This is a genomic window from Streptomyces sp. NBC_01224 (genome assembly GCF_036002945.1).
In the GTDB taxonomy this organism is placed as follows: Bacteria; Actinomycetota; Actinomycetes; order Streptomycetales; family Streptomycetaceae; genus Streptomyces.
The window spans coordinates 9288040-9300609 of the sequence record NZ_CP108529.1 but is presented as its reverse complement, the minus strand read 5'-3'; the positions used below and the strand labels follow the sequence as shown (position 1 = coordinate 9300609).

At 68.2% G+C, this 12570-nt stretch carries 9 protein-coding genes and 3 pseudogenes; 4 read left to right on the top strand and 8 right to left on the bottom strand.

Translation table 11 applies throughout. The features are described from left to right. Positions 1 to 228: 228 nt before the first annotated feature. Positions 229 to 735, bottom strand: a complete 507-nt coding sequence (locus OG609_RS42365) for a DUF4232 domain-containing protein (RefSeq protein WP_327277622.1) — start codon at positions 733 to 735, stop codon at positions 229 to 231. Between the two features lie 816 nt (positions 736 to 1551). Between OG609_RS42365 and OG609_RS42360 the strand changes: the two genes are divergently transcribed. The 3 genes from OG609_RS42360 to OG609_RS42350 all read left to right on the top strand — a co-directional run bounded on the left by OG609_RS42360 (position 1552) and on the right by OG609_RS42350 (position 5210). Beyond that, the gene (locus tag OG609_RS42360; RefSeq protein WP_327277621.1) at positions 1552 to 2451 is read left to right on the top strand and encodes an oxidoreductase; all 900 of its coding nucleotides are present in this window, start codon (positions 1552 to 1554) and stop codon (positions 2449 to 2451) included. A gap of 141 nt (positions 2452 to 2592) precedes the next feature. Continuing rightward, on the top strand, positions 2593 to 3246 hold the full coding sequence (locus tag OG609_RS42355; protein ID WP_327277620.1) for a class I SAM-dependent methyltransferase: 654 nt from the start codon (positions 2593 to 2595) through the stop codon (positions 3244 to 3246). A 587-nt stretch (positions 3247 to 3833) separates the two neighbouring features. Then, positions 3834 to 5210: an IS1380 family transposase gene (locus tag OG609_RS42350; protein WP_327277619.1), complete on the top strand. Its 1377-nt coding sequence runs from the start codon at positions 3834 to 3836 to the stop codon at positions 5208 to 5210. A 333-nt stretch (positions 5211 to 5543) separates the two neighbouring features. On the opposite strand, the gene OG609_RS42345 is transcribed toward OG609_RS42350, so the two are convergent. From OG609_RS42345 to OG609_RS42320, 6 genes and pseudogenes are all read right to left on the bottom strand, one after another. After that, positions 5544 to 5870 carry a nuclear transport factor 2 family protein gene (locus tag OG609_RS42345; protein ID WP_327277618.1) on the bottom strand — a complete coding sequence of 109 codons (327 nt, stop codon included), beginning with the start codon at positions 5868 to 5870 and terminating at the stop codon, positions 5544 to 5546. A gap of 328 nt (positions 5871 to 6198) precedes the next feature. Beyond that, positions 6199 to 6816: pseudogene (locus OG609_RS42340) on the bottom strand (transposase); the annotation flags it as partial. Between the two features lie 455 nt (positions 6817 to 7271). Then, entirely contained in the window at positions 7272 to 8228 is a 957-nt protein-coding gene (gene ligD, locus OG609_RS42335) for a non-homologous end-joining DNA ligase (protein ID WP_327277617.1), read from the bottom strand. A gap of 18 nt (positions 8229 to 8246) precedes the next feature. Next, a pseudogene (locus OG609_RS42330) lies at positions 8247 to 8531 on the bottom strand (Ku protein); the annotation flags it as partial. A gap of 593 nt (positions 8532 to 9124) precedes the next feature. After that, positions 9125 to 9553 carry an SRPBCC family protein gene (locus OG609_RS42325; RefSeq protein ID WP_327277616.1) on the bottom strand — a complete coding sequence of 143 codons (429 nt, stop codon included), beginning with the start codon at positions 9551 to 9553 and terminating at the stop codon, positions 9125 to 9127. Positions 9554 to 9943: 390 nt separating this feature from the next. Further along, positions 9944 to 10987 carry an NAD(P)-dependent alcohol dehydrogenase gene (locus tag OG609_RS42320; protein ID WP_327277615.1) on the bottom strand — a complete coding sequence of 348 codons (1044 nt, stop codon included), beginning with the start codon at positions 10985 to 10987 and terminating at the stop codon, positions 9944 to 9946. 118 nt (positions 10988 to 11105) lie between these two features. On the opposite strand from OG609_RS42320, the gene OG609_RS42315 reads away from it, so the two are divergent. Next, positions 11106 to 12029 (top strand): helix-turn-helix domain-containing protein, encoded by a 924-nt coding sequence (locus OG609_RS42315; RefSeq protein WP_327277614.1) that lies wholly within the window; start codon positions 11106 to 11108, stop codon positions 12027 to 12029. A gap of 181 nt (positions 12030 to 12210) precedes the next feature. Here OG609_RS42315 and OG609_RS46575 read toward each other — a convergent pair. Beyond that, a pseudogene (locus OG609_RS46575) lies at positions 12211 to 12473 on the bottom strand (transposase); the annotation flags it as partial. Positions 12474 to 12570: the final 97 nt, after the last annotated feature.

The window sequence follows — 12570 nt, the reverse complement described above, 5'->3', positions numbered from 1 at the left end:
AGATGTTGCTCGGCGAACGTCACCGAGGTGGTGCAGAGGCCGCAGTCTCCGTCATAGACAAGTACACGTCTCTCACGGAATTTGTGCCTGATCCTGCTGAAAGTGAACGAAGCCACCCCGCGCTGTTGCTTCCGATGCAAGCCGTTCAGCGGTACACCGCACACGAAAGACCCGGTGTGTCCCGCCGCCGTGACACTGCCGCGGGACGCACCGGGTTGTGGGAGGAGGTCAGGCGCCGCGCTGGACCGGACCGATGAGGGTATCGGTGGCCACCTTGAGCTTGCCCTGGGCGACGGACGTGCCGGGGATCTCCCCGTCCGGAGCCTGGAGCGTGAACGATGCCTCCCTCGCGGCGGTGCTGCGGCCGCTGCTGGGAACCTGGATATCGAAGTGCACCGGGTGGCCCGGGCCGAAGGTCACCACGGTTGCCTGGTTGCCGTAGTGGCCAGCGGCGACCCCGATCTCCGAACCGCGGTTCGAGAACCGCACGTTGGTGGGCGAACCGGCCAGCTTGCACGGCTCGTACCCGCGCGGCGCGGTCAGCGTCACGCGGTAGTGGCGGTGCCCTGCGCTGGCGGGCGCCTCGGTGATCTTCGCGGTGTGGTTGGCCGGCCGGCAGGCCGAAGGGGCGACGCTGCCGGCCGTTACGGGCGAAGCCTGCGCGACTCCCGCACCAGCAGCACCCGTCAGCGCAGTGGCGGCGACGGTAACGGCGAACTTCCAGTTCGTACGCATCCTGAACACTCCTTGCCTTGCTTAATGGCCCTGCGGGTGTTCTCCACCAGAACCATGGTCAACACGATTCCTGCCCCTCAATCCTCGCAAGGAATGTCTCAGGATTGACACGACCATGCGGCCAGGTGTGCGCAACCCATACGTACCGTTCTTACCAGCCCACAGTTCGGGCACGGTCACCTCCGAAGTGGATCCTGTACCTGTCCCAGCAGACGACCTCGCCAGCGTGTCCTTACCAAGCGATCTTGCCGCGCGCATCCCGATCAGTGGCCCGAGTCGTCGCGGCGCACCGGGTGGCCAATCAGTAGAAGCCACTCCGGCGGCATGATGTTGACAGCCACACCCGGCACCCCTGGGCCTCCCGATCCTACGAGTGGCCGGAACCAACCCACCAGCTGCGTAAGAAGGTTTTCAGGGTGGGGTCGGTGTTGTGAGCGTCAGTCCGGACCCGGCCAGGCATCCGTCGACGAACCACGAACCACGTCAAACCCGTCCTCACCCGAGCCTGGACACCTGCGTACGTGAAGCACGAGGGCACCATCTGGCACAGCGCACGCTTCGGCGAACTGATGGAGAGCGAGACCGCTCGCCAACGTCGGAAGAACGCGGACGGTCAGGCTTCAGAACGCGCACCTGACCCCCAGAAACAAGGGGCGAGACTTCGCAAGTAACAACTCCTCGCGGCACCCTCCGGTTCCCAGGTCCGCTGTGACATTCCCCCGAGGCTCCGCGCCTTCTCGCCGTGGCTGCCACCCATGCATACTCCAAGGCCGCCCGGTCGACGGGCGACGTCCGATCGAAAGAAAACTGGGGAAGATGACACCAAACACGATCTCCGCGGCCGCCGCGGGCACCTGGCTCCTCGGCGACCTGAAGGTCAACCGGATCGGCTTCGGCGCAATGCGCCTGACCGGAAACGCCCCCTTCCACCTCGGAACCCCCAGCGACCGCAACCGTGTGATCGGCGTGCTGCGCCGTGCAGTCGAGCTCGGCGTCAACCACATCGACACCGCGGCGTTCTACTTCTCTCGGCTGCGCTCCGCCAACGAACTGATCAACTCGGCGCTGGCGCCGTATCCGGACGACCTCGTCATCGCCACCAAGGTCGGTCCGGCCCGGGACACGTCGGGCGAGTGGACCACCCCGGCCCGGCCCGACCAACTGCGCGGCCAGGTCGAGGAGAACCTGCGCCAGCTCGGCCGCGACCACCTCGACCTGGTCAACCTGCGCCTCATGGGCCAGGACTCCATCGCCGAGCACTTCGGGGTGCTCGCCGAGCTGCGCGACGCCGGGCTCGTCCGGCACCTCGGAATCTCCGGTGTCCGGCCGGAGCATCTCGCCGAAGCCGAGGCGATCGCACCGGTGATGTGTGTCCAGAACCGCTACGGGATCGGCGCGCGTGCCGGCGATGAGATGCTGCAGGAGTGCGCGGCGCGGAGCATCGCGTTCGTGCCCTTCTTCTCCATCGCCGGCGACGGACGCGAGGCGGGAGCCAGCGGCGCCGAGAGTAAGCAGGTAATCGCCGTCGCCCGCGCACACGGCGCATCGCCCGCGCAGGTCCGCCTGGCATGGACGCTGCAACAGGGCGAACATGTGCTGGCCATCCCGGGCACGGGCAACCCGGACCACCTGGTCGACAATCTGGCGGCAGGCGCACTGCAGCTGACGGATGAGGAGATAACGCTCCTCGACTCGTCCGGCCACCACGCGACCTGAGTCCTACTACCACCCGCGCACAACCAGTTGCCGCTGCCATCTCCGTCCATCGAGTGGTCAGCAGCATGAGGGGACATGGAACCGTCAGCTCAACCCCATGGCCCCGGGACTCTGTCAGTGGAGGATGCCAAGATTGCCACCATGACGAACCCTGCCGCCATCACCGCCTACTGGAACGACGCTGCCCTCGATTTTGACGACGAGCCCGACCACGGCCTGCGCGAAGAGGTCACCCGCGCCGCCTGGCAGGAGCGCCTGATCTCCTGGGCGCCGGCCACCCCGGCGGATGTGCTGGACGTCGGCTGCGGTACCGGCTCAATCTCACAGCTACTGGCCGAGGCCGGGCACCGCGTCACGGGAGTGGACCTGGCACCGCGGATGGTCGACCAGGCCCGCGCCAAGCTGACGGCCGCCGGTCTCCAGGCCCGATTCCTCGTGGGTGACGCTGCGGTGCCGCCCACCGGTGACGAGCAGTTCGACCTCCTACTCTCCCGGCACCTGGTGTGGACGCTGCCCAATCCGCAGGCCGCATTGCGTGAGTGGATTGCACGTATCCGCCCGGGCGGCAAGCTTGTCCTGGTCGAGGGCCGGTGGCGTGAGGCCGGACAGGCTGGAGTCCCCTACGTCGCGGGAGCCGAGACCCTGCCCTGGCACCAGGGCATCGGCGCCGACGAACTGGCAGCCGTCGTACGCCCACTCGTCACCGAGTTGCGCACCGAGGACCTCAGCAGCAGCCCCGACCTCTGGGGCGGACCGGTGGCCGACGAACGCTACGCGCTCATCGCTCAGATCTGATCGCACAGGCCAACCAGGGCGCACGACTCACTGACACTTCACGTGTCGTCGAACACCGACACTCTCGTGTTGTCCGACACGCCGGTGAGGCGGCGAACCGGAAATCACCCCGCGGGTGCGGGGAACAGGCGGCGTGCTGCTTCTCCGGCGCCGGAGCGGTGGGACCATCCCCGCGGGTGCGGGAACAGCACAGCACGCACATTCGGTCTTGCGACCGTAGGCCATCGTTTTCAACCGGCGGCGCTCGGAGGAAGTCAAGGTAAGAGCCACGGCTCGGGCCACAGGCATGGAGGACAACGGCCAATCTCGGATAGATCATTCAGGACGGTCAAGCACCCTGCGCCGCATGCCGTCCGCGACGCGCTCAAGGGCGCCTGACTGCCCACCAGGAGCTCGGCGCTGGAGGCCGCCTGGATCGCTGTCCTGTGCTTCCCGAGAGTCGCCGACGTCGTCTACTGCCGTCTAGCCTCGGGCTTTCACGTGGCTGGGTGTCCGATGCGTGATCGGAAACGCGAAGAGTGCTCCTGACCTGCAACGATGGGACTTGTCTAGGGTCCAGGTCGGCGCATGAAAGAAGCACTCCTCAGGTGAAGAAGCGTATCGGGTCCTATCCGCGTGTCCGCATCGAGGGCGGCGGGAGCGGGGTGGTCTCGCAGGCTGGCGGAGTACTGCTGGTCGAGACTGCCCGTAAGACCGGCCTGGATACCGAGATATCGGCGGCGCTGACGCCGTGGCGGCGGCCTCGGGCGGTGCACGATCCGGGCAAGATCCTGCTGGATGTGGCTCTCGCGGTCGCGCTGGGCGGGGACTGCCTGGCCGATGCGGGACTGCTGCGGGCCGAGCCGGCCGTGTTCGGGCCGGTGGCCTCCGACCCAACGGTCTCCCGGCTGATCGACACCCTCGCCGCGGCCGGGGACAAGGCCCTGACCGCGATCCGCTCGGCGCGCGCCGAAGTGCGCGAGTACGTCTGGACGTTGGCCAAAGATGCGGCGCCGGATAGGGGCGGCCAGGTGATTGTGAACCTGGACGGAGTGCTGGTCCTGGCCCACTCCGACAAGCAGGACGCGGCCGCGACCTGGAAGAAGTCGTTTGGACATCACCCCCTGATGGGCTTCGTCGACCACGGAAGCGGTGGCACCGGGGAGCCGGTGGCAGCACTGTTGCGGCCGGGGAACGCGGGATCCAACACCGCCGCCGACCACATCACCGCCACTCAACTCGCTTTGGCCCAGCTCCCCAAGCGTCACCGGCGCGGCCGGTCCACACTGATCCGTACCGACTCCGCGGGCGGCACCCATGAGTTCCTCGCCTGGCTCACGAAACGGGGCCGGTGGCTGTCGTACTCGGTCGGGATGACCATCACTGAGCAGATTCATCAGGCCGTGTTGAAGGTCCCGGCCTCCGCCTGGACCCCAGCGGTCGAGCCGGGCGGCGAGATCCGCGACGGCGCCTGGACCGCCGAACTCGACGGCGACACACTCAAGGGCTGGCCGAAGGGAATGCGGCTGATCGTCCGCAAGGAACGGCCCCACCCCGGCGCCCAGTTGCGCTTCACCGACGCCGACGGCCTGCGGCTCACCTGCTTCGCCACCAACACGACGGGCGGGAAGATCACGGACCTGGAACTGAGGCACCGCCGACGGGCGAGGGCAGAGGACCGCATTCGGAACGCACGGGCCACCGGCCTGCGGAACCTGCCCCTGCACGAGACCGCACAGAACCGGATCTGGCTGGAGATCGTCCAGCTCGCCCTCGACCTGCTCGCCTGGATGCCGATGCTCGCTCTGACCGGCAAACCCCGCCTCTGGGAGCCCCGCCGCCTGCGGTTGCGGCTGTTCTCCGCCGCTGCCCAACTCATCACCACCGCCCGCCAACGGCACCTGCGATTCGCCCACCACTGGCCATGGACCGACGTGATCACAGACGCGATCAGACGGCTCGACACCCTCCCGAACCCACGCTGACCAGCAACAACCCGTCCCGACGAGCAGAAGAGCCACCGACCGGAACCGTGGAATCCGGCGCCCACCCGATGCGACGATCGGGCCACCCGTATGCCCGCACACGCTCCACAACGACGCATTGGCCGCCAGCCGAAGCTGACGACCAATCACGAAAGATCGAGGCTAGTCCAAGCAGTACTGCACCTGGACGATCTGCTGGCCCGGCTCGACCAGCACACCCTCGCCGACCGACAAGAAGAATCCTCCGCCTCGCCGCCAACCTGATCAACCCCCGGAGGACTTCCGGAGCCGACCACTAAGCCGGTACCGAACACCCTCTGACGGTTCGTTCGGTCAGCCGAGGAAGTCGACGTGGTCGATCAGGCCGTCGCGGACCCGGTAGGCGACCAGCACGCGGAGGGGGTCGTCCGTGATGCCGTGGGCGATCTCGTGGTCCACCACCCAGTCGCCCTCGGTGAGTCGGCCGACGATCTCGGCCCGGCAGCGGCCCTTGGCGAACATGTCGGCGTACGCCTCCCGCACGGCGTCGCGCCCGAGCAGGCGGTCGCCACTGCGGCGGTTGACGCAGACGTCGGGGGCGTACGTCGCCGCGAAGGCTTCGAGGTCATGGCTGTTGTAGGCGGCGAGCTGGCGTTCGACGATGGTCTCTGGGGTGGTCACCAGATGATCATGCAGAGTGTTTCCTCGATCGTCCAGGAAAGACCGGGACTACCTGCCGATCGACTCATTCGCACCTCGCGCGACCTCCCGTTCGGCATCTGCCTGCAGTCACCCCCACCCCAGGCCAGCCGGCCGCCCACCGTCAGCTTCGACGGTTCCCCGAGCGCGCACCGGACTGCACGTGCGGTCTACACCTCCTCGCCACCCGCCCACTCGACCTGACCACACGTCAACCTCCGAAGGACTTCCACAGCCGACCACTAAGCAATACGCGACACCTCAACATGCGAGCTCACTGGATGAATGAGTCCAAGGGGTGTCGTCGCGGTCAGTGATCGAAGGCGATCAGAGATCGTTTGACGCGTTGGCCGGGCTTGTCGTTCAGCCAGATCGCGGCGGTGAGCGCCAGGACGCGCGTCAGGACTCGGGCGATCACTCAGACCGGAGTGCCCCCGCCGTGTCGCTCCAGGTCGAGCTGCCCTTTGAAGGTCTGACTGATCGATTCGATGACCTGCCGCAGCGGCTTGAACAGATGCGCCCCTGCCCGTTCAGGTTCACCCTTGCGGGCCGGGCGCAACAACTCCAGGTGACGCTCTGTGAGGTCGCGCTCGAAGTCCCGGCCGTAGTAGTTCTTGTCGCCGGTGATCGCTTGCCTCGGATGGGCGGCGACGACGGGTGCGGCATCGAGCATGCCGCACAGGGTCTCGCGTTCGTCGGCCTTCGCGCCGGTGAGCGCGAACAGGACGGGCAGTCCGCCCAGGGTGCAGACCAGGTGCAGGCGCAGGCCCCAGAAGTATCGGGAGTGCGATGCGCAGTAGCCGTACTCGGCCCAGTCGGCGAGGTCCGAGCGCTTGGCGGTCTCACGGGAACAGCCGCAGCCGACCGGGGTGGAGTCGACCACCCACACGTCGTCGCTCCGCAGCGAGGTGTCCTGCGCCAGCATTCGGAGGGGCGCAGGGAGCTCCGACCGGGCTGGCACTCGTGGTGATGGACGCCTGTTACGCACCACCACTACTGCTGTGGGTGCCGCTGCTCGGGGTCGTCACGATCTCCTACTACCGGCGGCGCCTGAACTGAGCAGGCGCAGTCAACCTCGTTTTGGCCAGTCCGCATCCCTTGGACTCATTCGTCCAGTCCCGAGGCCGTCCACGCCACCTTCGGCCTCCATCTTCGAAGCGCGCCGCAGAGTCACCGACGGCCCCAGCGGTTCGAGTGACTCTCTTGTGTCCTGTCTCACAGCGCAAGTTGTGCCGTCTCAGGTTGAGCGGTACGTGGTCGTCAGGCGAGCGGATCCTCAGCGGTAATGCGACGCAGCAGTGTGCGGGCCTCCTGGATCCGGGGGGGGGTGGGCCGGGTGCGGGAACTGCTCGCGGGCGGCCAACGCCTGACGGTCTGTTCAGATCACGCGATGTCGTCCGGGGCGAGGTCGGGGCGCAGGCGGTGCCAGGAAGGATGGCGCAGGCGGCCCGCCCGGGTCCTGCTCGCGTAGCGGACTTCGCCGACCAGGCGGGGCAGCACCCACCGTGCGCCGGCCACCCCGGGTGCCTTGTCGAACGGGCACTCATCGATCGCAGCAACCTGGAGCAGGCCTGCAAGGGTGATGCGCTCCGTGTCACTCCACCCTGTCCCGACACTCCCCACGTACCGCAGGGCGCCCTCGTGCCGCTCCCCCATCAGCAGCGCGCCGGGCAGACCGGCGAGCCGGCCGCGCCCGGGCACCCACCCGCCGACGATCACATCAGTGGTGCGAACGTGCCGGATCTTGATCCACGCGCGAGAGCGGACTCCCGGCTCGTACACGGAGGTGAGCCGCTTCGCGACTACACCCTCCAGTCCCGCGGTCCGGGTCATCTCCAGGGCCTGGGCGCCGTGCCCGACGACCGCTGAAGGCGTCGACCAGTGCACCCCGTTCAGGGCCAGGTCCTCCAGGGCGTTTCGGCGCTGGGTGTACGGCAGCTCAGTCAGGCTGCTGTGTCCCAGGAACATGGCGTCGAACAGGACCAGGTGGGCTGGCACGATCTGGGCCATGCGGGCGGCCTTCGCCGGGGCTCCGGCCAGCCCCATCCGGGACTGCAGCCGCTCGAAATCGCTGCGCCCCTCGGAGTCGAGCGCGACGATCTCACCGTCCAGGACCGCGGGACGAGCGAGCACGGAGCCCAGAGCTTTGAGCTCCGGGTAGGCGGGAGTGATGTCCGCGCCGGACCGGGACCGCAGGGTTACCGTCCCGTCGGCCGACACGTAGACCATGGAGCGCTGGCCGTCGTACTTCACCTCGAATCCCCACCGGTCCTCGACGGCCTCGGGCGGCAGGCCGCCGGGGATGGCAAGCATGGGAGCAATCCGCGGCAGCGTGGCCATGACAGCACCCTTGTTCGGTCAGGAAGCGCTGCGCTTCTTCGCAACCGTCTTCCTTACCGTGCCCTTCTCCGCGGCCGTCGTCTTCTTCGCCGCGGTCTTCTTACGGGGCTGCATCTCGTGCACGGTCGCGTCTTCGCGGTGCTCGCCGCGCGCTTCCTTGGCTGCTGCCACGGAGGCGTTCAGGGCGGCCATCAGGTCCACGACCTTCCCGGGCTCCCGCTCCTCGCCCTCGGCCGGCTCAGCGGGAGCCTTGCCCTCCGCCTTCGCCTCGATCAGCTCTTCCAAGGTGTCGCGATACTGGTCGATGCGGTGGCCGGACGAGATCCGCGATGATTTTGATCGGGATCGTGACCAGGCCGAACGAGATGGCACCGGTCCACAAGGGCCGCGGCATACGTACCTCCAAGCCCCCTGGCAGTGTGGACCGGGAAGCGGACCGGAGCGCCGGGGAAGGGTGCCAACCCTGTAAGGGGTCGGGGCGCGGCCGGGCCACCGCCCGTAACCCGATCCTCACGCCGGCCCAGGCCGCGCGCATCTGGATCAGCCGAACGCGCCGACCAGCACCAACTGCCGGCCAGCCGGCCACCATCGTTGTCACCAGCGCCCTGCTCGGATGAGGCCGCCCGCCGGGTGGCCCGTCGCGGTGAGGGTGGCTGAGCCTCAGCGCAATCGGTCGTCAGCGTGCTGGTAGCCCGGCGCGGCCGTGACGAGCAACGGCTGGCGGTCCACCGCTCGTGTCACCCCGCCGGCGAAGGCGGACCCGGCCTACTCGTGCCACGCACCCCGCAGGGCACGGGTGTTCCTCGGCAACCTGCTCTTGACGGCTGTGCCGGACGCCGCGGAGGTCCGTGGCCAAGTGCGCCAGTCCTTACCCGGGCACGACCAGCACGTCGAGATCAGTGCCGGCTCTCCAGTAGGTCCTTGAACTTCTCCAGGTCGGTTCGGACTGTCTCCTCGATCGCGTGAACCTGAGCGAATCCCTTCGGGCCGCCGAAGGTCGCCCGCACAGTGTCCGGGTCGTACTCCAGCCGGACTTGCAGCTGGGTGTGCTTGTCGTCCAACGGGTTCACGGCGAAGGCGGCCCTCAGTTCCGGGCTGTCCACCGTCCAGTCCATCACCTGGCCCTTTCCGCGATCGGCGATGCGAGTCTCGAAAGCCTGCTCGTCGTCCCCGATCCGGACGTCGAGATGGGCTCGGCTGCTGCCGTGCGCAGCGGCGCTCTTCACGCCCTCCATGAACATCGGATACTCATCGATGCGGTGCAGCTGCGCCCAGACCTCCTGCGCCGGAACATCGACGTTGACCTGTTCTTCGAGCCTGCTCATCGCGAGCCTCGCTTCCCGGCCCGGCCGCCCGGGCCATCGGTACCTCCAGCCTGCTCTGTTGCCTGCCCCCCGGCCACCCAGCCCGGTTCTGGCTCAAGTTCCACGATCCGGTCACGCTCCGTGAGTGCGGCGGGCCTTGCGCAGCGAGACGGGACACCAGGGCCGAGAACAATCTTCGAATCCGGTGACAGCGATAGGCCGTCCCTCTCACCGGTGAAAACCATCGTGTCCCGTCGCAGGACCGAGGTATTGGCGTTTCCCAGCAATACAACGGGCACGCCCCGGCCAGCTTCGGGACCCTGAAACCGCCGGCCGCCGATGCCGATATCCAGGCCCTCGCTGACACTCTCGGCCATCGCGTGCCGTACCCGCTTGGTAAAGCGACGCGGCTCAGATCGTCGCCGTGTCGATCACGAAGCGGTAGCGCACGTCCGAGGCGAGCACACGCTCGTACGCCTCGTTGATCCGGCTCGCCTCGATCAGCTCGATCTCGGCACCGAGGTCGTGCTCGGCGCAGAAGTCGAGCATCTCCTGGGTCTCGGCGATGCCACCGATCATCGAGCCGGCGAGGGTTTTGTTGCCGCCGATCAAGGAGAACAAGTTCAGGGCGACGGGCTCCTCAGGGGCGCCGACGTTCACCAGGGCGCCGCCCGTCTTCAGCAGGCTCAGGTACGCGCCGAAGTCCAGGGGTGCCGACACCGTGGAGAGGATGATGTCGAAGGTGCCGGCCAGGTTCTCGAAGGTGGCCGGGTCGCTGGTGGCGTAGTAGTGCTCGGCGCCCAGCCTCAGGCCGTCGTCCTTCTTGCGCAGCGACTGGGAGAGGACCGTGACCTCGGCGCCGAGGGCGTGCGCGATCTTGACGGCCATGTGGCCGAGGCCGCCCAGGCCGACCACGGCGACCTTCTTGCCGGGGGCCGCGCCCCAGTTCTTGAGCGGGGAGTACGTAGTGATGCCGGCGCAAAGCAGCGGCGCGGCCACGTCCAGCGACAGCCCGTCCGGGATGCGGACGGTGAAGTTCTCGTCGACGACGACCTTCTGTGAGTAGCCGCCGTAGGTGGGCTCGCCGTCGCGGCCGATGGCGTTGTACGTGCCGACGTTCCCGCGCACGCAGTGCTGCTCCTGCCCGGCCTTGCAGTTCTCGCACTCGCGGCAGGAGTCGACCATGCAGCCGACGCCGACCCGGTCGCCGACCTTGAACTTCGTCACGCCGGAGCCGACCTCGGCGACGACGCCGGCGATCTCGTGACCGGGCACCATCGGGAAGATGGCCGCGCCCCAGCCCTCGCGGGCCTGGTGGATGTCGGAGTGGCAGATGCCGGCGAACTTGATGTCGATCAGGACGTCGAGCTCGCCGACCGTGCGGCGCTCGATGGTGGTGCGCTCCAGCGGGGCCTTGGAGCTGGGGGCGGCGTATGCAGCAACAGTCGTAGTCATGTTCTCCAGAGTGCCTCCTCACAGCCTGTTCACCCAGGTCACCGCTTTGCGTACGTCCAGTGGTCCTACTACTGACAGGGTCAGGCTCCTGGTCGTACGACCGGGAATACTTGGGGTCATGGACGACACCCCCGCCACGAACGACGGACAGGCAGCCCTCCCCGATGGCCTCGACCGCCGGGCCGAGCTCAGCGAATTCCTGCGCACCCGGCGGGCTCGGCTCAAGCCGGAGGATGTGGGAATCCCCTCGCACGGGCGGCACAGGCGGGTGCCGGGGCTGCGGCGCGAGGAGCTGGCACAGCTGGCCGGGGTCTCGGTGGCGTACTACACACGCCTGGAGCAGGGCAACGGGCGCAATGTGTCGGCGGAGGTGCTCGACTCGATCGCGCGCGCCCTGCGCCTGACCGACGCCGAGCATGCGCACCTCACCCACCTCGCCAAGCCGAAGCAGCAGCGCAGGAAGTACCGGGCGCCCAAGCGGCAGCAGGTGCGGGTGGCGCTGCAGCAGCTGCTCGAGTCGATGGAGGGCGTACCCGCGTACATCGGCGGGGCGCGCTCGGAGATCCTCGCCTGGAACCGAATGGCGGCGGCGCTGTTCGGCGACTGGGGCAAGCTGCCGCCCGCGGAGCGCAATTGGGCGCGGCTGACCTTCCTCTCCCCCGACTACCGCGAGCTGTTCCTGGACTGGGAGTCCAAGGCGTCCGACATGGTCAGCTATCTGCGGCTGTACGCGGGCCAGCACCCGGAGGACCCGGACCTGTCGGCGCTCGTGGGTGAACTCTCCGTCAAGAGCGAGGAGTTCAGGCGGCTGTGGGCCACGCACGACGTGAAGGAGAAGGGCCACGGCGTGAAGCGGATGCGGCATCCGCTGGTCGGCGACCTCACCCTTGCGTACGAGACGATGCATCTCCCGGACGACCACGAACAGTTCCTGTGCGTGTACCACGCGGAGCCGGGCTCCGCGTCGGCGGAGGCTCTGCGCCTCCTCGCGAGCTGGGGCACGGACGCGGTACGGGCGGGCAGTCGGACACCACGCCCCTAGGCCCCGCGGTGACGAAAGGGGTTTGAGTGGGCGGGTACGGTAGCGGGGCAGCAGCCTGGGCCCGAGACCGCCATAAGGCGACCGGTGGGGTTCGGCCGTCTCCACGTGTGCAGTCGTCTCGCTTTTGACCTGCAGCGCGTAGGCCCCGGTCCTCGTGGGTGGTCCGGAAGTCGGCGTTCGCGCCGCATCCGGAATCCGCGACAAGCACCGCGGGCCGCAGCCCGGCCGCGGCCAGTTCGTCGAGCATCTCCAGGGCGAGCTGCCACTTCGGGCGAATGCGCTCGTCGTCCGGCAGCGGGCCCGCCGGCCCGACGCTGAGGAACTGTCCCAGCGGCGGGGCAGGAACAGCCGCCAGGACAGCGGGCACGACGCGGTGTCGGAAGCGGCATGGACACTGACCCCGATCTGGCAGTTGCCCAGCGTGCCGGAGTGCTGCCGCGCCACCCCGGGCGAGGACACACCGTCCAGACGTTCCCGTTCTTCGGGATCCACACACACCGGTTTCTGTAGACGTGGGCTGAACGCCGCGACGCCGGCCCCG